The following is a 19,962-nucleotide window of genomic DNA, read 5'->3' on the forward strand; positions in this document are numbered from 1 at the left end:
TCGCCTGCCCCAACCAACCGCCTTACTCTGGAGTCATGGTGGAGAACAGAGCATCAGCCGACGAGCTGCGTGAACTGCTCTACTTGGCCTGCCGAGATGCGCCGGCCAGCGCCCGTGAGTCCACAGCTGCGCTGATCATCTCCGCCGACGACCAGCGCCTCAGCCAAGGCGAAATCGCGGAGGCGGTTGCTCTGCTGAACGGAGAAGCTCAGCAGAGCCGGACCATAAGGTCTGATAGGGATGGCGAGCCAGCGCCTGTTGAGGCCCTCGAAGCCATTCGGGAATGGTCCAAGCTCAAGCCCGAGCAGCTGGCGGCCGCCCTTGCAGCTGTGTCGACTCAACTTGAGCGCGAACACCGGCTTCGTGTGGCAGAGGCGGCTTCAAGGCGTACTTATGTCACCCAAGTCGTCGGTTTGATCGCAGGTTGCATCGTTTCCACTGCACTGATCGCCGCTGCGGTAACAGTCAGCCAGGAGACTCCCTGGCTGGCAGCTCTCCTAGCGGGCCCAAGCGTCCTCTCGCTCGTCATCTTTTTCGTTCTGTCGAGGACCGACCCACCGCTCTCACGCAAGATAGGTCGTTCTGCCAGGGCAGTCCGCAGGTCATCCGGAGGCCCCATGCCCATGGATTACCGCGCCTACCGCGACCGCCGTGACAAGCAGACCAGGTGGGAGCGCCGCTACCAGCGCGAGCGCCCCCTGGAGGCTCGCCGGCAGGAGCGCGAGCAGAGAAAGTGAGAAGGCGAGGCAGCTGCCACCCGTCTTCCCCTCGACCAGTCGACTCCACTCCCCGCCCCATGTGTCCGACTGTCCGGTTAGATATTTGACCTGTACAAACAGGTCGGACAGCCAGATTCACCAGTGTCTCACCTGCCCGGCTTGAGTACAGGGCTGTAACACCCCGGGGTGTTGCAGCGCCTCACGTCGTCTCCCGTCTGGCCTCAACAGCCGGAGGTGACCTCCAGCCCCTGCATTCGTGTGAGGAGCGTGTGAGCAAGACGAGATCACGCGGCCTACTCGGCTCCCTTGCAGGTCAGGGCTATACTTTTACACGTCGTGCGTATGCTCTCCGGAGCCGTGTGCGCAGGTTCGAATCCTGCCGGGGGCACCTTGTATTGGGTGCCCAAAGACCCCGCCATCAGCGCTTCAGCTGAGGACGGGGTCTTCGCGTATGTGCGGGCGGGTTCGATGAAAGCCGCCGTTTGTCAGTGATCGCGGTGCAATGGCGTGTTGATCTCGAAAGGTCTTCTGACAGGTCGGCAGGGGTTCTGCGTATCCCTGCGCCTGGTCGCGGGGATACGCACGTGCTGGGACTCGACCGGCTCATCGTGGCAACAACCGGTGCGATCGATGGCGCCTCGATCGTTCTTCGGAGGAGGATGCGGCGGGGCATCATTCAACGAGTCCATGGTGAGGTGGGGAATGAAGGACAGCGAGCCTGAGCCTGAGGCCGGCGGGGCTGTGCCGACAGCGCAGGAGATTCGCGAAGCCTGGGCCGCAGAGGCGTACTCCGTCCTCGTGGGTGTGGCGCGCAGCTACCACGCCGTCATCACCTACAAGGAGTTGGCTGAGGAGATCCAGAGCGGGACGGGATTCCGTACCAGAGTTCGCTTGCATCACTGGATCGGCTCCACGCTCGGCAAAGTGGTCCGTGAAGCGCATCGTCGTGGCCATCCGCCACTGACCGCGCTGGTGGTTCACAGCGACGACGGCATGGTGGGCAACGGCTACAAGGAAGTGCTGGAGGTCGCTGGAGAACCGCCGGTGGAGGACGTGTTGGAGCGCGAGCAGCATGCCGCCGACGCCCGACTCGCCTGCTATCGGCACTTCGGAGCGATCCTGCCGCCCGACGGTGGCGTCCCCGCGCTCGCTCCCAAACATCAGGCGGCCGTCGAACGCCGACGCGAGCGCGCCGAAAAGCCTCCGCAGGTCTGTGTCGGTTGCTTCGTCCAGCTCCCCGCGACGGGCGTTTGCGACTCGTGCGGTTAGCGGCCGTGGAGCAGCATCCGGAGCCGTACGGCCAAGCCCCTCGCTCCTCGCGGTCCGGAGTTTCCGTCCGCCCCGGCTGCGGACCTGTTGCCCGGGCCGCCGACCCCAACACGCCAGCCGGCCCGTCCACTTGGCTTCGCGGTCTCCGCTACTTGTCCGCCCGGTACAGCTTGATGTCCTTGTTCACGAACAGGTGGACGTAGCCGCAGCGCCAGCAGATCAGGCCGGTGGCGTTCTCGTCGGCCCAGGCCAGTTTCATGAATTCCATGCCGGTGCTGTTGAGGAGGATGCCCCGGTCGCGGAACAGATCTCCTTGGCAGATCTGGCACTTGAGCCAGATGTCCCCCACCGCTGCGCGTACCGGCTTCTTCGCCATCGTGCGAACGCCCCCGTCCCTGTCGTGTGGTCAGGGCGAGGCTACCCGGGTCGAGGTCCGGCGCAGACGTCAGCGGCGCGCCGCCCCTGGCTGGGGAAGCGCGCCGCAGATGTCACGTCACCGCTCGGGTGTCATGACGGTGTGGTGCGGGGTGGTTCAGTGGTGGCCGCCGCCACCGTGACCGCCGCCGTTGTGACCGCCACCGTTGTGACCGCCACCCCCGTGGCCGCCCCCGTGGTTGCCCCACGACGTGTCGTCGACGAGGCGGCGGTGGTCGTTGCGGAGGGTGGCGGTGTCGGAGCGGTTGTCCCAGGTGTAGTTGTGGCGGTCCTGGTAGAGGTCGCGGTTGGTGTCGCGGCCGACACCGGTGTGGACGCGGACGGTGGCGTGGCCGTCCAGGCGGTAGTGGTGGAAGGTGTAGGTCTGGCCGTCCTTGTTAGAGAGCTTCCAGCCGTCGAGGTTGACGGCGCTGCGGGTGTGGTTGGTGATCTCCACCCACTCGTTGTTCAGGGAGCGGTTGGAGCGGTCCTCCGGTCCCGGAGAGTCGTACTGCACGCGGCTGATCTCCACGTTCGCCCGGGCCGCGTGGTGGTCGGCAGCGGTCGCCGGCAGTGCCGCCGCGCCGACGAGAGCGCCGGCCGCGAGAGCGGCAGCGGCCAGACGGCGGACGGACACGGAAGGTGAAGAGGTCACGGGTTCCCCCAGCATGGTGCGGGCACCTCCCTGGATACGGCTACGGCCGGATCCCGGGCTGTGCGGTGTGCGGGTGGCGGCCTGTTGGCCGCACACCCACACCTTCTCCACCTGGCGGTCGGGATATGAGCGATACGTGAATCGTGTTACGAGTCAGTCGTGTTTCCGTGACTGTCGCCTGTACCGTCCATTTATGTACGTGATGCACCAGGTTGACGCCCCGGCGAGCCGACGGGCCTTGCCAGCCTTGGGCCGGGCTCCGAGTTCGCCAGGGTGCGCCACCCCGGGCCCGCCGGGAGCGTCACCCGAAAGTGAGTAACGACGGGCCTCCCACCTGCGCATTGTTACTGGTAGTAACAGTTCTTAGCCGTTCCTGATGCCGGGTCACCGAACACCCCGTTGGTGCACGAGGTGCCCCCGTTGAACGACCCGTAGAAGTACTGGCCGTTCGCTCCGTACGCCACCTCGTGCGTGCCCGAGAAGGAGCAGGTTCCGTTCTCCGCCGCGCACGTCGTCCAGGTCGCGAACGACGGTGGCGGGCCCATGAGGTAGCAGGACTTCGCCGTGCCCGAGATCGGGTCGCCGAAGACCGCGTTGGTGCACGGGGTTCCGCCCGGCAGCGTGGCGTAGCGGTACGAGCCGGCGGCGCCGTACGCGACCGTCATCACGCCGGAGAACGAGCAGGTGTTGTTCTCGGACGCGCACGGGGACCAGATGTTCGTGGCCGGGGGTGCGGCTTCCGCGTAGCAGGACTTCACCACTCCGGAGGACGGGTCGCCAAAGACCGTCGTGGTGCAGGGAGTCGAGCCGGTCGCCGTTGTGTAGTTGAAGCGGCCGTTCGCGCCGAAGGCCACCGCCGAGGTGCCGTTGAGTGTGCAGGTGCCGTTCTCCGCGGCGCATTGGGGCCAAGTGCCGGGCAGGACTTGGGTGGTGGAGCCTGTGGTGCTTCCCGTTGTGGTGTACGCCGCTACGTAGTCGACGCTCAGGGTGCCGCCCGACGACGTCGAGCTGGACGGTGTCGTGCAGCCGCAGGCCGCGTTCGGGAACGTGCCGCCCATCGCCAGGTCCAGGATGATCGACTGGTTGTGGTCGAAGGCCGCCTGCCAAGTGGCCGTGCCCACCTGGGACTCGGAGACCGAGTCGTAGGCGTTGCCGTCCAGGTAGAACGTGATCGTCTCCGCCGAGGTGTTGGTGCGGTCGAGGATCATCGCGTACGTGTGGAAACCGCTCTGGCAGCCGGAACAGGCGCGCAGGCCGCTGCTGATGCCCGTGCCCTCGTTGCAGGGACCGCCCGGGGAGGTGCCGCAGTGGATCGTGCCGGCCACGTCGGAGAGGGCGTTGACGTCCTCCATGATGTCGATCTCGCCGTTCTCCGGCCACTGGCCCGGGCCCAGCATCCAGAACGCCGGCCAGTAACCCAACCCGCTTGAGGGACTGGGCTGTTGGATGGACGCGGCGACCTCCAGCTTGCCGCCCGCCGGTGCGCCCACGTTCGCGGTCGGGGTCTGGATACGGCCCGAGGTCCACGAACTGCCGGAGCCCAGGGCCGTGATGTCGAGGTTGCCGTTGCCGTCGAGGTGGGTGTTGGCCGTCGAATCGGTCATCGTCTCGATCTCACCGGTCCCGAAACTGGAACCCGGGCCGGTGTCGAACTTCCAGTTGGCCGACGAAGGGGCCGCTCCCGCCGAGCCGTTGAAGTCGTCCGTGAAGACGGTGGACCAGCCGGCGGGGGCTCCGGGGGCCGCCGCCAGCGCGGGCTGCGCGGTCGTGGTGCCGTAGAGCAGGGCGACCATCGGGGCCAGGGCCGCCAGCCAGACCAGGCGTCTCGACCTCGACCTCGACCTCGGCCTACCTACGGCGGTGCGCCCGGCCCGCCGTTTCAACTTCGATCTGAACATCGTCCGGCCTTCCTCGTGAGGAGTGCGTTACTGGACGTAACAGGACTTGCTCGTTCCGGAGATCGGGTCGCCGAAGACCGTGTTCGTGCACGGGGTGCCGCCCGTGTAACTGCCGTAGAAGTACTGGCCGTTGGCGCCGAAGGCGACCTCGTGGGTGCCGGTGAAGGTGCAGGTGCCGTTCTCCGCGGCGCAGGTCGTCCAGGTCGCGGCGGTCGGGGGTGCTCCGGTGAGGTAGCAGGACTTCGCCGTGCCGGAGATCGGGTCGCCGAAGACCGCGTTGGTGCAGGGGGTGCCGCCCGACAGAGTCGCGTAGCGGTACGAACCTGCGGCACCGTACGCGACCGTCATCACCCCGGTGAAAGCACAGGTGTTGTTCTCGCTCGCGCACTGCGACCAGACGTTCGTGGTCGGGGGTGCGGGCTGGACGTAGCAGGCCTTTGCGATGCCGCTCGCCGGGTCGCCGAAGGTCGCGGTGGTGCAGGCCGTGCCTGAACCGGCCGTCGTGTAGGTGAACTTGCCCTGTGCTCCGAACGCGATCGTCTTGGTGCCGGAGACCGCACAGGTGCCGCCCTCCAGTGCGCACTGGGTCCAAGTGCCGGGCAGGGCAGGGTTTTCGGTCGGGGAGACCGTGCCGGTGGCCGCGTAGCCCAGGGTGTACGAACCCGGTTGGACGCCGCGGAAGTAGATGTAGTCGGCGTCCTGGTCGGCGCTCGTCACTCCCGTCGCGCCGGTGAAGGAGCTGCCGTTCCAGGCGGTGCTGCCGTTGATGGTGACGGTGTGGTTCTGGCCGAAGCGCGGGACCGCGATCACGCCTGTGGAACCGGAGTTGGTGCCCGTGTCCACCTGGAGGGTGAAGCTGCCGTCGGCCGGGTGGTCGTAGCTCGCGTGGACGGTTTTGCCGGTGGCGACCGTCAGGGTGCCCTCGACGTGGGTGAGGTTTCCGGGGTGCGGTACGACCTGATAGGCGGCGCCGCCCGCGGTCGTCGGGGCGATGCCCAGGACGTCGGAGGTGAGGGCGCCGGTCGGGCCGGTGGACCAGCCGTGGGCCATGCTCGTGAACGAGCCGGGGTAGGCGGTGAGGTCGCCCTGGGGTGAATAGCCTTCCCAGAACGTGCTCTTGGTGCCGATCGGCGAGTCGAGCATGAAGCCCCACTCGGTCCTGATGAGGTTCAGCGCGTTGGTGTCGTCGCCCGCAGCGAAGTGCGCGTACACCTCCATGGAGCCGGTGAAGGGCGAGATGTTGTTGCTGAACTCCGGGGTCTGGGCGCCTCGGCTGCCCCAGTTGGTGCGCAAGTAGGCGGCCACGCTGCGGGCTTGGGTGGTGGCGGGGACGACGCCGTACCAGACGGCCAGGGAGTTGCCGTCCTGCGGGTGGAGCGAGCTGGTCGGGTTGTCCTTGTAGGCGCCTGTCGACGAGTCCCAAAGGCGGGCGTTTATCTGGGACTTGAGGGACACGGCCTTGCTGGCGTAGGTCGCGGCCAGGCTGCTGTCCCCCTCCGTCTGGGCCAGGGTCGCGCCGGTGGTCAGGACGCGGTAGAGCATGGCGTTGGCCGCGATGTTCTCGCCGCCCTGGCCGCTGCGGGCCCAGTCGAGGGTGCCGGTGACGTTGAGGAGACCGTTGTTGTCGATCTTCGCGGTGATGAAGTCGACGCCCCGCTTGTACTGGGCCCAAATACCGTCCAGCCAGGCCTTGTCGGCGGTGTCGAGGTAGTACGTGGACGTGCCGATGAGCGTCCACATGTGGTACGTGTCCGAGCCGAAGAAGTTGAACTCCGGGCCGCCCCACGGGAGTTCGCCGGTCGACTTCTGGATCTGGTAGAGCGTGGTGAGGGAGTTGCGGGCGGCGGTCAGGTCGTCCGTGCTGACGTAGGCGGTGGGGAGGGAGATGCCCAGGTCGCCCGGCCAGACGGAGCGGTCGCGCTTGGCGCCGTCGACCAGGACCTCGCTGCCCACGCCCACCGTGGCGTTGTTCTCCCAGCCGGAGGACACCGGTGGGTACACGCGGCCCTGGGTGGGGTCGATGGTGTTCAGCTGCACGGTGTACGCACCCGCGTACCAGATCCGGTTCAGCTCGTCGTCGTTGGAGTAGAAGTAGTCCGGGTAGGCGGCCGGGTTCGACGCTCCGGGGGCTGCGGTGAAGTTGAGGGAGACGCCGTTGACGTCCACCCAGCCACCGGAGTTGAGGAACAGCGTCAAGTAGCGGAAGCCGCCGCGCAGTTTGTCGGTGGGCATCGTCCAACTGCCCGCGCCGCCCACGGTGGCGTAGATCGCGCCGTCCGTGCCGCCGGCCGAGTTGTCGCTGCTGGTGCCGGTGTAGAGCGAGGACTCGCTGAACGCCAGGCCCACGCTCTGGCCCGCCCCGCTGGCACCGGCGAAGTTCAGGGTGACGATCCCCCCGACCTCCTTGCCGAAGTCCAGGGTGACCGCGGAACCGTTGCCGTTCAGGCGAGTTGACTGGTGGGACAGCACGTTCGTCGGGTTGCTGACGGAACCGCTCGTGCCGTAGACGGCGGTGGGGGCGAGGGTCCGGGAGGTCGGGGAGAGGTTGTAGGCGTCACCCTGGGTCGCGGCAACTGCCGTAGCGGCAGCCGCCGTTGACGCCGCGGCCGCGGGCGGTGGGGATTCGAGCGATACCGCGCCGCCGAACGCCAGGCCCAGCGCGACGACGAGCGCGATGCGGAACGTGCGTTTCATGAGGCTGGTTCTCCTCGTTCGAGCGGCGGTACGGGGAGGGGTGAAGCCGGGCGGGAGCCGGCGGCCGGTGGATCGAAACCGATTGAAACGTTCAATCCACCGGCCAACCGAGCGGAGATCAAGGGGAGTTGGTGCCGACTTCAGAGGTACGGCTACTGCACATAGCAGGACTTCGCCGTACCGGACACGGGGTCGCCGAAGACCGCGTTGCTGCACCCCGTGGACCCGGACACGGACCGGTACACGTACCGTCCGGCCGCGCCGTACGCCACCTCGTGGGTGCCGGAGAAGGTGCAAGTGCCGTCTTCTGCCGCGCAGTTGGTCCACGTGGCGAAGGAGGGCGGTGCGCCGATCAGGTAGCAGGACTTGGCGGTGTTGGCGGCCGGGTCGCCGAACACGGCGTTGGAGCACGCCGTACCGCCGGGCAGGGTCGCGTAGGCGAACGAACTGCCCGCGCCGTAGGCCACCGTCATCACGCCGGAGAAGGCGCAGGTGCCGCCCTCGGCGGCGCAGGAGGTCCAGACGTTGGTCGCGGGCGGGGCGCTCTGGCCGTAGCAGGACTTGGCGGTGCCGGAGATCGGGTCGCCGAAGACCGCGTTGGTGCAGGGGGTGGAGCCGGTCTCCGTCGCGTAGTTGAACCTGCCGCTCGCGCCGTAGGCAACGGCGGTCGTGCCGCTGACCCCGCAGGTGCCGTTCTCGCTCGCGCACTGGGCCCAAGTCCCGGGCAGAGACTGCACAGTTGAGCCGGTTCCCCCGCCACCGCTGCTGCTGCCGGAGGTGAACGCCTGGAAGATGCGGGCGAAGTCACCGGAGTTCTGACTGACGCCGCTGCACGTGCTCTGCGCCGAAGTCGAGCCCGCGCAGCCGCCGTTGTCGCGGTTCTGCGACCAGTACGACGTGAGCGCGATCCCCCGCGAGGCGTCGAAGGCCTCGACACTGCGGGCGTTGTCCAGGGTGAAGACCTCGCCGGCGCTGTCGTTCTGGCCGATCATCGGGGTATTGCCGAGCTTGGCGTAGGCGGCGGAGGTGGAGATGCCAAAGACGCTCGCGACCTGGCCGGCCGCCGCGTCCACGGACGTGTTGGCCGCGTTGCCCATGTCGGTGCCCGAGGAGCCGTAGTCCATGGTCATCAGGTTGACGACGTCCGGGGTGAAGCCGTTGGAGCGCGCGTTGTTGAGGACGTTCAGGCCGTCACCCGAGAGGCCGCCGGGGAGGGCGGGGAGGGTGACGGAGATCGACAGCGCGCGGCCGTTGTTCGCGGCCCAAGTGCGCACCTGGGCAAGGGCCTTGTCGCGTCGGTCGATACCGGAGGAGTTGGTGAGGGACGCCGACTCGATGTCGAAGTCGACGTGCGAGAGGTTGAAGGTGGTGATGACGCTCTCGATCTGCGCTGCCGCCGCCTCCGGGCTGGAACAGGAGTCGCCGATCTCGGTGAGCGCGGTGTCGGAGGTGTAGCCGCCGAAGGAGACGGAGACGTCGCCGCCCAGGCCGCGGATGCCGTCGATCTGCGACTGGAGGGCGGACTGGCCCGGTACCTGCCACTGACAGCCGGGGCCGTCGACGAACGCGGCCGTGAAGAACTTGGTGCCGTAGTTGTTGGCCACGTCGGTGAGGGAAACGTTTCCCGAGCCCGCGTCGAAGTACGGCGCGAAGACGTGGGCGGGCCAGGCGTTGGGGGCGGAGGCCGCCGACGCGGGGGCCGCCGTGGTGAGACCGGCGGCCGCGAGGGCTCCGGTCAGCAGGGTGGCGGAGAGAAGGGAGCGGGACAGGGAACGGGTGAGAGGACGGGTCAGGGAACGGGATCTCGATCGGGTACGCATGCGCGACCTCCACGGGGGACGGGGGGTGAATCGATTCAATCCCTGCGCGATATTGGTGCAGACCAATTCGCTGTGTGGGCTCAGGGAAGCAGTGTTGACAGGGGCGAGTCAAGGCAAGGGCGGGTCAAGGGATTTGGGGAGCGACGGCGGGCCCACCGCGGATCGGTGACGGGTGTCGTGACGGGCACGGATTGGTTGCGGGACGGCGCCGCTCCCCCACAACTGCCGCCCACCGGCGGCACCATGGCGTCCCATGGGGGACTTGAGCGTGGGCAGCGGGGGCCGGGATCGCTACGTCGACTTCTTGCGGGCGTGGGCGATCGTGCTGGTGGTGTTCGGGCACTGGCTGATCACCGGGCTGGTGCGGGACCCCAACGGGGTAATCACCGCACCGGAGTTGCTCGCGACCGTGCACTGGACCCAGTGGCTCACCCTGGGGTTCCAGATCATGCCGCTGTTCTTCCTGGCCGGCGGGCACGCGGCCGGCGGCTCCTGGGCGCGGGCCCGCAACGAGGGCCGTACGGCGACCGGTTGGGTGGGGCAGCGGGCGCTACGGCTGCTGCTGCCTGCCGGGGTGTACAGCGGGCTGGTGCTGGTCGCCGTGGCGATCTGCTCGGCGGTCGGGGTGGACCCGGGCATCCTCGCGCTCGTCGGGTGGGCGATGGCGATGCAGTTCTGGTTCCTGCCGGTGTATCTGCTGCTCAGTGCGGCAACTCCCGTGCTGCACGCGGCGCATCGGCGGTGGGGGTTGCGGGTGCCGGTGGTGATGGGGGTGGTCGCTCTGGTCGCGGACGCACTTGTGGTCACCGTGCACGCGCCGTTCGTCGGGCTGCTCAACTACGTGCTGGTGTGGGGCGTTGCCTATCAACTGGGCTTCTGTTGGCGGGACCTGCTGCTCGCCGAACGGTCCGCCCTGCCTGTCTGCATGGCCGCGGGCGGTGCCGCTGCCTTCGCCGCGCTGGTCGCGTTCGGGCCCTTCCCGGTGAGTCTGATCCTGGTGACCGGGCAGAGTCCCAGCAACACCAATCCCCCGTCCGCCGCCATGCTGGCCTGGGCGGTTGGGCAGGTCGGGGTGGCGCTGTTGCTCGCGCCTGTGCTGCGGCGGCTGTTGGAGCGGGAGCAACTCTGGGGGCTTGTACGGCCGTTGGGCGGAGCCAGTATGACGCTCTACCTGTGGCACATGTTGCCGGTGCTGATCGTCGCCGCGGGCTTCTATCTCACCGGGCTCGCTCCCGAACCGGCCTATAGGTCGGGGAGTTGGTGGGTTCTGCGGGTGCCGTGGCTGGTCGTGCTCGGGGTCGTGTTGGTGGGGGTCGTAGGGGCGTTGGGGCCGTTGGAGCGGGGGCTCGCGGTGGTGTACGAGCGGACTCGGCCGGAGGATCTGCCGCTTGAACTGCCGCGTCGGCCTTGGGCGTTGTGGGTTGGGATGGCGGCGAGTGTGAGTGCGCTGGTCTGGTTCGCCGGGCATGGGTTCGCCTATGGAGGGCGGTTCCCGGTGTTGCCGGCGTTGGGGCTGGCCGTGGGGGTCGGGCTGGTCATGGGGACGGGGCGGAGTGCGGTGGACCGGGGCGTGCGCCTTGGCGTCTGAGTGGCTTGTGTTGTCTTGCGAGTGCGGGCACGTTGCGGCTGGTCGCGCAGTTCCCCGCGCCCCTTGGGGGGTTGCCTCGGCCAGGACCGGGAGGCACGAGGCGCGCGGCGGAGCCGCAAATGGCACAGCCCCGCACCCCCTGGAGGGTTGCCTCGGCCAGGACCGCGAGGCAGGAGGCGCGCGGCGGAGCCGCAAATGGCACAGCCCCGCACCCCCTGGAGGGTTGCCTCGGCCAGGACCGCGAGGCAGGAGGCGCGCGGCGGAGCCGCAAATGGCACAGCCCCGCACCCCCTGGGGGGTTGCCTCGGCCAGGACCGCGAGGCAGGAGGCGCGCGGCGGAGCCGCAAATGGCACAGCCCCGCACCCCCTGGGGGGTTGCCTCGGCCAGGACCGCGAGGCAGGAGGCGCGCGGCGGAGCCGCAAATGGCACAGCCCCGCGCCCCTTGGGGGGGGTGCCTTGGGCGGGACCGGGAGGCTGACGGGGCGGGGCGGCTTGCGTCGTTCCGCCCCGTTGGCCTTCAACAGTCTTAGCGCCTACCGCACTTCGAGAGGTCGATTCGGACGATCTGGGGGTCGTGGTCGCTTGCCTGGTCCGCGAACTCCGCGTTGATGTGGACGACGTCGTAGTTGAAGGACGTCACCGCGGGGCTGGTCAGGATGTGGTCCAGGGTCTGGGAGTTGCCGTCGTAGACGTAGGTGTAGCGCTCGGCGGCGGGGAGGGTGGTGATCAGGGGCTTGAGGACCTTGCCGGCCGTCAGGGTGGTCACCGTCTGGGAGAACTCGTAGTCGTTCAGGTCGCCGAGGACTATCGCCTTGGCGTTCTTGTCCGCCGCCAGGAGGGACTTGACGAAGGTGTTGACCTCCGCCGCCTGGGCCGCGCGCTGGGTCTCCGAGCTGCGGGCCGGGGGCTGGTAGCGGCCGTGGATCGGCTGGTCGCCGCCCTTGGAGATGAAGTGGTTGGCGATCACAAAGACCTGCTCGCCCTGGAAGGTGAACTCGCCCACCAGGGGCTTGCGGCTGTCCTCCCAGGCCGCGTTGGTCGGGTCGATACGGCCCGGGGAGTAGGTGAGTTCGACGCCCTTGCGGGTCTTCACCACGCTCGTGGCGGTGGTCGCGTCGCCGCCCTTGTGGTCGGTGAAGGAGACCCGCTTGGGGTTGTAGAGGAAGACCTGGCGGATGTTGCCGCCGGGCTCGCCGCCGTCCGCGTTGTTCGTCGGCGAGATGTAACGCCACTTGTACGCCGGGCCGCCGGCCGCGCGGACCGCGTCCGTGAAGCGCTTCAGGGTGCCCTCGGCCGTCACCGTGCCGTCGTTCGTCGCGCCGTTGTCGTCCTGGATCTCCTCCAGGGCCACGATGTCGGGCGAGTTGAGGTTGACCGCGACGCCCTCGGCGAGCCGGTCGAACTTCTCCTGGGTGTCGAGCGCGTCCAGGTTCTCCACGTTGTACGTGGCGACCGCGAGCTCGTCCTTCTTCTGACGGCGGGTCACTTCCTGCTTCAGGCCCTTGTCGACGAGGGTGCCGAGCTGGGTGGCCTGGACGTTGTAGCCGCCGTAGGTGGAGTAGTCGAGGGGGCCCGTGGTCGTACCTGAGAGTTCGTCACCTACGTTGGCCGCGGGGAAGGTTGAGGCCGTGTCGAGCGACATCACCTCGATACGACCGGTGTTGGGCTGGTCGTAGGAGGAGTACAGGGTCCCGCCGCGGGCGGTGGCGTTCTCGTTCGGCTTCACGGTGACCCACAGCTCGCCGTACGCGTCGCTCGCGCCGACCACGCGGGCGTCGGCGAAGGTGACCCGCATGCCCTCCAGGGACTCGTAGAAGTCCTGGGCGTAGACGGTCGGTTGGAGCGCGAGGGACTCGATGCTGCCGCCGGACGCGGTCGGGATGTAGGCGTCCGGGACCGAGGTGGCGTTCAGCGCGACGGCGTCGGGCAGCGCGTTGCCGCTGGAGAGGACCGTGGTGGTCGGGCCGCCGATCTCGGTGTTCGACTGGCTGGTGCTGCTCGGGTAGTACTCGCTGACCTTGCCGGTGACCAGGACCGAATCGCCCACCGCCACGGTCGGCTTGGTGGAGCCGGTGTAGACGAAGACCGCCTCGCTGGTGCGCGGGTCGGTGTCGGGGGTCGGGTCCTGGATCCAGTAGCCGAGGGAGCCGGTGGAGCGGACGCCGGTGACGATGCCGGGGACTCGGGTGACCGTCTGGCCGGAGTACGGCGAGAGGCGGGTCGTGCCCTGGATGTCGTGGACGCGGACCGTGCCGGGGTCGGTCGGCGAACCGCCGTCGCCGCCGCCATCGCCACCGCCGTCACCCGAACCGGGCGTCTGGCCCGCCGAGTTGACCGGTGTCGGGGTGGCGCTCGTGAAGTCGGCCGCGTTGTCGTCGGTGTCGGCGAGCGAGTCGGCGCGGGCGACCGCGGCCGTGTTGGAGGCGCCGGTGGCCGGGCCGCTGCCCTCGCGGACGACCGCGGTGCCGTAGCCCGCGAGGTCGACGATGCTCGGGTCGGCCGCGCAGTCCGCGGCGGTCTTGCAGGTCAGCGCGGTGGTGCCGGAGACCAGGGCGATCGTGCCGGAAGTCGCGCTCATCGCGATCGAGCCGGTGGCGTCGGTGGTGGGCAGCGCTGTGGTGCCGCCGCTGCCGGTGCCCTCGCCGACCAGGTAGCGGGCGCCGGGGGCGATCGCGCCGGTGAGGGCGGTGACCTGCCAAGTGGAGCCGGCGGACGGCGTACCGGGCAGGTACTGGACGCTGTAGCCCGACAGGTCGTAGGCCGCCGAACCGGCGTTGCCGAGTTCGACGAAGTCGCGGGTCAGGGTGGCTCCCGAGTTGCCCCCGCCGCCGTACACCTCGGCAACGACCGCCGAGGCGGAGGGAGTTGCGGACGCGGCGGGCAGGGCGGTGAAGGCGAACGCTCCCGCCGCGCCCACCGAGACGATCGCTTGGGCGGTGCGGCGGGCGCGGGGTCTGCGCCCTTCAGGTCTGGACACGCTGGCGGTCTCCTCGTGCTTCGTGTAGCTGCCGATACCGGGTGCCTGTGGGGAGTCGGCTCAAGTTACGCGCGTAGAAAGGGAGTTGCCAGAGGGCCTCACGTTAAATCCAGGGAACAAGTGAGTGCGGGGGCGGCTGTGACGGCCATGAAAGTGACGTTCCACACATAACCCCGGTGACCAATTGGACAACTCGCCCTATTTCAGCCGACCTTGAGAGCTCCCGGGGCGCAACAGGTTCATCTTTCAACCGTGGCTTTTTCCGGTTTCGTCCAGTTCACTCGGGATGGTTTGCCGTAGGGCATAAGTCCGTTCAGTCCCCAGGAAGCGTGTGCGAGATATGTCCAATTCATCCGATTCGTCACAAGTCCCGTTCGCTCCCCACCCCGTGACCGCCGCCGAGGTCATCCCGGGCGACCTGATCGCCCTGACCCCGGCCGATGCCGAACGCGCCTGCTGGTACGTCGTCACCCACACCCTCCCCGAGACCCCCGAGACGATCCGCGTCTCCCTGCGGCCACCGCTCGGCGGCACGGACCACGACGAGGTGCTCGGCCGCGACCGCCGGGTGATCAGCGGGTGCCGGCGACTGGACGTCGGTGCGGTGCCGCGACTCGTCTCCGACGACCTCGCGTCCGTCGAGTTCCGGGAGGGCGACCGGGTGAGTTCGTTGCGGGTGGTGGATCCGGGGGCGGACGAGGTGTCGTACGTGCGGCGGTGGGGAGTGTGGCACCGGGATCTGGACGGGGGGTCGGGGGATGACGTGCTGACCGATGCGGAGGTTCGGGGGTGGGGTGCGGCTCCGGTGGCGGGGGCCGGCGTGCGGGCCGGGTCGGAGGACTTGGGTGCTGGTGCGGGGGGTGGTGTGGAGACGCCGGGCGCCGGTGCGCGGGGCGGTGCCGAAACGCCGGGTGCCGGTGTGGGGGGCGGTGGCGAGTTCGTCGTACGGCATCATCCGCGGCCTGAGCGGGTGGCGGCCGCGGGTGGGCCGCGGCGGGTCGTGGTCACCGGGCTGGGGGCCGTGACGCCGCTCGGGGTCGGGGTCGACGAGTTGTGGCGGGGGCTGCTCGACGGGCGGCACGGGATACGGGAACTGGACGACGAGGAGTTCGCTGAGCTGCCCGTGCGGGTGGCCGGGACCGTGCCCGTCGATCCGGCCGAGCTGCTGCCGAGGCAGGCGGCGCGGCGGATGAACCGGGCCGCGCAGTTCGCGGTGCTGGCCGCGCGGGAGGCATGGAGTGACGCCGGGTTCGTGGCGGGCGGGACGCGGGAGAGCGGGCTCGATCCCGAACGGGTCGGGGTCAGTCTCGGGGCGATCCTCGGGGACGCGTCCGTGCTCGTCGGCGGCGACCGCAAGCTGCGGGACAAGGGGCCGCGCGGTGTCTCGCCGCTCACCACGCCCATGACCGTTCCGTCGCAGGCCGCGTCCCAGGTCTCCCTCGACCTGCACATCACCGGCGAGGCCCGCACGGTCACCGCGGCGTGTGCCTCCGGCACGGAGGCGATCGGGGCGGCCATCGACCGCATACGGTACGGCCGTGTCGACATCGCCCTCGCGGGCGGGGCCGAGGCGGTCGTCACGCCGGCGATCATGGCGTCGTTCGCGGCGATGCGGGCGTTGTCCACGCGGGGGTTGGCGGACGGGTCGTCGCCGTCACGGCCGTTCGGCAAGGACCGGGACGGGTTCGTGAACGGGGAGGGTGCGGGGGTGCTCGTCCTGGAGGCCGAGGAACACGCACGTGCGCGTGGAGCGCGGATCTACTGCGAGGCCGCCGGGTGGGGGCTGTCCGCCGACGCGCACCACATGGCGGCGCCCGATCCGTCCGGCGCCGGGGTCGCGCTCGCCGTGCGGCGGGCGGTGCGGGACGCGGGCGGGCATGTCGTGGACGTCGTCCATGTGAACGCGCACGCGACGGCGACGGTGGAGGGGGATCTCGCCGAGGCGGGGGCGTTGCGGGCGGTGTTCGGCCGCAGAAACGTTCCTGTTACCGCGATCAAGGGGCATCTCGGGCATCTGCAGGGGGCTGCGGGTGGGGTTGAGGCTGTGGCGACGGTGCTCTCGTTGCATCACGGAGTGGTGCCGGCGACCGTCGGGGCGGCGAGTGAGCTGGATGACTCGATCGGGCTGGATGTGGTGACGGGGGTGGCGCGGGAGTTGCCTCGGGGCGAGGCCGGGGCCGGGGATCTCGCGTTGAGCAACTCGTTCGGGTTCGGGGGGCACAACGCGGTGTTGGCGTTGCGGCGGGTGGGGTAGCCCGGCGAGGGGCGGGGGGAGGCGGCTCGGGCTGGTTGTTTGTGGGGGGGCTTTGCCGGGGTTTCTGCCTGGGTCCCTGCCGGGGTTTCTTCGCGGGCGCGGTGAGCTGGTCGAGGCGGCGGTGGTCGCGGTGGTGGCCTGTGCGGGGACCGGCGAGGAGGCTGCGGCTCAAGCCGTTCGCTTGCGGGGAGTTGCCTTCTTTGCCTGGGTCTTCTTCGCGGTCGCGGTGGACTTTGTCGCCGTTGTCTTCTTGGTGGTGCGCGTCGATTTCTTTGCCGGGGCCTGGGCCTGGGACTTCTTCGCCGGTGTCGTCTTCTTCGTTGCCGTGGAGGTCGACTTCTTGCCGGGGGTCTGTTTGGGGGTCGCTCGGGGTGAGATGCGTCTGACCTCGGCCTTCGCTCCCGTTTCCTTGGCTTCCGGTTCCTCGCCTCGCGATTCCTTGGCCTCGCGGACGCTCTTCTCCAGGGCCGCCATCAGGTCCAGGACCTTGGCTCCGGGGGCCGGGGACGGGGTCGTCGCGGGCTGTTCGCCGGAGGCCTTCGCGGTGATCATCTCCTCGACCGCCTCGCGGTAGTCGTCGTGGAGATCCGCGAGGTCGACCTCGCCCAGCGTGTCCATCAGGGCGTCCGCCAGGTCGAGTTCCTTGTCGCGGACGGTGACGTTCGTGTCGGGGGCGACGCCCTCGGGGACGCGGATCTCGTCCGGCCAGAGCAGGCCGTGCATGGCGATCACGTCGTCGACCACACGCAGCATGCCAAGGCGTTCGCGGCCCCGCAGCGCGTACTTCGCGATGGCCACCTTCTGGCTGCGCTTCAGCGCCTCGCGCAGCAGGGTGTACGGCTTGGCCGCGGGGACGCCGTTCGCGGAGAGGTAGTACGCCGCGTCCATCTGGAGCGGATCGATCCGGTCGGCCGGCACGAACGCCACGATCTCGATCGTCTTCGCCGTCGGGATCGGCAGCTGCGCCAGATCCTCGTCCGTGATCGGGATCATCGTGCCGTCCGCGTCCTCGTACGCCTTGCCGATCTCGGCCTGGGCAACCTCGCGGTCCTCCAGTTCGCAGACCTTGCGGTAGCGGATGCGGCCGCCGTCCTCCGTGTGGATCTGGCGGAAGGAGATGGAGTGGTTCTCGGTCGCGTTCACCAGCTTGATCGGGATGCTGACCAGGCCGAAGGATATGGCGCCGTTCCATATGGATCGCACCTGCCGCACCTGCCTTCCGAATCCGGTTCCGGTTCACGTTCTCGGCTCGCGTCCGGTTCGTCACGTTTCCATGGGATTCTCATCGTATGACGCCGATCACAGAGGTGGAGGGGCGAAGGGTCGCGCTCAGCAACCTGGACAAGGTGCTGTACCCGGCGACCGGGTTCACCAAGGGCGAGGTTCTGCACTACTACGCGACCACCGCCGAGGTTCTGCTGCCCCATCTGCGCGACCGGCCCGTGTCCTTTCTGCGGTATCCGGACGGGCCCGAGGGGCAGGTGTTCTTCACCAAGAACGTGCCTCCGGGTACGCCCGACTGGGTCACCACGGCCGAAGTCCCCCGGTCGGAGGGGCCGGCGCGGATGGTGCTGGTGCAGGATCTGGCGTCCTTGATGTGGGCGGCGAATCTTGTCACCGAGTTCCATACGCCGCAGTGGGTGATCGGGGCGCCCGGCCTTGCCGACCGGCTCGTCTTCGACCTCGATCCGGGGGCGCCCGCGACCGTCGTGGAGTGTTGTGAGGTTGCGGTGTGGCTGCGGGAGCGGCTGGCTGCGGATGGGATCGAGGCGTACGTCAAGACGTCCGGGGCGAAGGGGTTGCACCTGTTGGCGGGGGTGGCGCCGGTGTCGTCGGAACGGGCCGTCGAGTATGCGAAGGCGTTGGCCGTGGAGGCGGAGGCGGCCATGCCTCGGCTTGTCGTGCATCGGATGACGCGGAGTCTGCGGGTGGGAAAGGTGTTCGTCGACTGGAGCCAGAACGCCGCGCGGAAGACCACGGCCACGCCCTATACGTTGCGGGCTCGGGCGGCGGAGTGCGTGTCGACACCGGTGACGTGGGAGGAGGTGTCGATGTGCGGGGAACCGGATCAACTCACTATTACGGCGAGGGAGTTGGAGGTACGACTGCTTGAGTACGGCGATCTGCTGGAACCGTTGCTCGACGCCGGACGAGCAGGAGCCCTGCCTTGACGAGGGGTTGGGTGGGGATACGCATGGCTCTCTTCAAGTGAACGCCGGGTCGGCTCGGCGGCCAACTCCGAGTGGTGGGTGGCGCGTTCGCCCGGTCTCGAGGATGTCGCCCGGAGGCGGTGCGAGGGGGTCCGGAAAGCTGGGTGTTCTTCTAACCGGTCAAGTGGCAGATAGCCGGTTATTTTCGCGACAGCTTCCTGACACCACCTGCTTCGCACACCACCTGCTCCGCCCCGCCCAGTTCCGCCCGTTCCGCCCGTTCCGCCGAGCCCTACTCCACCCCACTCCGCCCTGCTCCATCAGCACACTCCACCCCACGCGACCCCCGGCCACCCCACCCCACCCCACCCCACCCCACTCCACTCCACTCCACCCGGCGTTAGCCGCTGAGCCGACGCGGCGTACTGGCGAGGCGCGAGCGCGCTCCTCAACACCGGCCGGCCACGCAACCGCCGTAAGGGGCCCTCTCCCTGGGCAACCGTCTTTCGGGGCCGCTCGCTCGCTTCTCAATCGGGCTGGAGCGGCCCTAGTCAAGGGTGGCCCGCAGGGCCATCGCCGCAGGCGACGCGTAGCGCAGCGGAGCGCCCTTTACTCGGGCCGCGGAAGCCCGACACTGGCCAAGAAGCGGGCGGCCCAACGTCCACTTGAAAACACACGCGACGAACTCGCCCCAAGAGGCGAGCCTCAAACCCTCCCCCACGTATGCCGGTCCCTCGCCATCGCGTGCAGCGCCTCCACATCCGCCGGCTTCAACACCCCTCCCGTTCTTGCCAGTCCGGACAACTCCGTGTCCTGGAGTACGCGGACCTCGCGCAGCGGAGTCGTCACCCTGACGTCCGCCGGGCCGGAGAGGGCGAGGACCGGGTGGACCTCGGCCGTCAGTGCGTAGGACGCGCGGGCCGCGTCGGAGCGGGCCCGGCGGAGCAGGGGGAGCGGGTCGCGGCGGCCCAGGGTGACCATGGGGTCGGCGATCTGGACGCGTTGTTTGCGGGCGTGCAGGGTGTGGACGGCGAAGAGGCCGCCGGGACCGATCAGCAGGTGATGGAGGCGGTCGCCGCCGGGGAGGGGGATCGAGTGGAGGGCGTGCCAGCCCGCGCCGTCGAGAGCGTCCAGGGCTTCGCCTACCGCTTGTTCCGCGGTCAGGGCTCGGCGGCGGGGGTCGGGGCGGAGGCGGTGTTGCGGGCCCGGGTCTCGGTCCAGGGCCACGTGGAGGGCCTCGCCGGGGCGGTTGGGGGCCAGGTCGTCGTCGGGGTGGAGGGTCAGGCGGGCCAGTTCCGCGGGGGTCGGTACCGGTGGTGGGCCCACCGTGACCGGGCCGGTGAGGAAGGGACCGAGGGCGTGCAGGACGTCCTCCCTGCGGTCCTCGCTCAGCAGATTGATCCGGGCCGCCTCCCTGTCGTACCAGGCGACGTTCCTTCCGTCGGTGTGACAGACGTACAGCCGTTCCTGACCGTGGCGCCAGGTCGGTATGACGCGCAGTCCGCTCATGCACCATCACCCCT

Annotated in this window: 13 protein-coding genes; 5 read left to right on the top strand and 8 right to left on the bottom strand. The window is 69.1% G+C overall.

The genetic code is table 11. The features are described from left to right. Positions 1-35: 35 nt before the first annotated feature. Complete coding sequence (locus OG504_RS18480) at positions 36-737, top strand: hypothetical protein (protein WP_405996643.1); 702 nt, start codon at positions 36-38, stop codon at positions 735-737. Between the two features lie 684 nt (positions 738-1,421). Beyond that, positions 1,422-1,988 (top strand): hypothetical protein, encoded by a 567-nt coding sequence (locus OG504_RS18485; protein ID WP_405990810.1) that lies wholly within the window; start codon positions 1,422-1,424, stop codon positions 1,986-1,988. Positions 1,989-2,136: 148 nt separating this feature from the next. Here the strand turns inward: OG504_RS18485 and OG504_RS18490 are convergent, their stop codons facing one another. The 5 genes from OG504_RS18490 to OG504_RS18510 all read right to left on the bottom strand — a co-directional run bounded on the left by OG504_RS18490 (position 2,137) and on the right by OG504_RS18510 (position 9,469). Further along, positions 2,137-2,364, bottom strand: coding sequence for a hypothetical protein (locus tag OG504_RS18490; RefSeq protein WP_405990811.1), 228 nt, complete (start codon positions 2,362-2,364; stop codon positions 2,137-2,139). Between the two features lie 156 nt (positions 2,365-2,520). Beyond that, entirely contained in the window at positions 2,521-3,072 is a 552-nt protein-coding gene (locus OG504_RS18495; protein WP_405990812.1) for a lamin tail domain-containing protein, read from the bottom strand. Between the two features lie 329 nt (positions 3,073-3,401). After that, positions 3,402-4,955, bottom strand: a complete 1,554-nt coding sequence (locus OG504_RS18500; RefSeq protein WP_405990813.1) for a glycoside hydrolase family 16 protein — start codon at positions 4,953-4,955, stop codon at positions 3,402-3,404. Between the two features lie 27 nt (positions 4,956-4,982). Continuing rightward, positions 4,983-7,649, bottom strand: coding sequence for an MGH1-like glycoside hydrolase domain-containing protein (locus tag OG504_RS18505; protein ID WP_405990814.1), 2,667 nt, complete (start codon positions 7,647-7,649; stop codon positions 4,983-4,985). A gap of 152 nt (positions 7,650-7,801) precedes the next feature. After that, entirely contained in the window at positions 7,802-9,469 is a 1,668-nt protein-coding gene (locus tag OG504_RS18510) for a chitinase (protein WP_405990815.1), read from the bottom strand. Positions 9,470-9,722: 253 nt separating this feature from the next. Here OG504_RS18510 and OG504_RS18515 point away from each other — a divergent pair, with 253 nt between their 5' ends. Continuing rightward, positions 9,723-11,057: an acyltransferase gene (locus OG504_RS18515; protein WP_405990816.1), complete on the top strand. Its 1,335-nt coding sequence runs from the start codon at positions 9,723-9,725 to the stop codon at positions 11,055-11,057. A 527-nt stretch (positions 11,058-11,584) separates the two neighbouring features. Here the strand turns inward: OG504_RS18515 and OG504_RS18520 are convergent. Further along, a complete protein-coding gene (locus OG504_RS18520) occupies positions 11,585-13,975 on the bottom strand; it encodes an endonuclease/exonuclease/phosphatase family protein (protein ID WP_405996370.1) in 2,391 nt (796 codons plus the stop codon). A 400-nt stretch (positions 13,976-14,375) separates the two neighbouring features. Between OG504_RS18520 and OG504_RS18525 the strand changes: the two genes are divergently transcribed. Further along, the gene (locus OG504_RS18525) at positions 14,376-16,289 is read left to right on the top strand and encodes a beta-ketoacyl-[acyl-carrier-protein] synthase family protein (protein WP_405990817.1); all 1,914 of its coding nucleotides are present in this window, start codon (positions 14,376-14,378) and stop codon (positions 16,287-16,289) included. A 168-nt stretch (positions 16,290-16,457) separates the two neighbouring features. Here the strand turns inward: OG504_RS18525 and OG504_RS18530 are convergent, their stop codons facing one another. Further along, positions 16,458-17,501, bottom strand: a complete 1,044-nt coding sequence (locus OG504_RS18530) for a Ku protein (RefSeq protein WP_405990818.1) — start codon at positions 17,499-17,501, stop codon at positions 16,458-16,460. Between the two features lie 77 nt (positions 17,502-17,578). Here OG504_RS18530 and ligD point away from each other — a divergent pair, with 77 nt between their 5' ends. Then, on the top strand, positions 17,579-18,460 hold the full coding sequence (ligD, locus tag OG504_RS18535; RefSeq protein ID WP_405990819.1) for a non-homologous end-joining DNA ligase: 882 nt from the start codon (positions 17,579-17,581) through the stop codon (positions 18,458-18,460). Between the two features lie 684 nt (positions 18,461-19,144). Here ligD and OG504_RS18540 read toward each other — a convergent pair. Then, the gene (locus tag OG504_RS18540; protein ID WP_405990820.1) at positions 19,145-19,948 is read right to left on the bottom strand and encodes a nuclease-related domain-containing protein; all 804 of its coding nucleotides are present in this window, start codon (positions 19,946-19,948) and stop codon (positions 19,145-19,147) included. Positions 19,949-19,962 lie beyond the last annotated feature (14 nt).

Source organism: Streptomyces sp. NBC_00986, assembly GCF_045162565.1.
GTDB lineage: Bacteria > Actinomycetota > Actinomycetes > Streptomycetales > Streptomycetaceae > Streptomyces.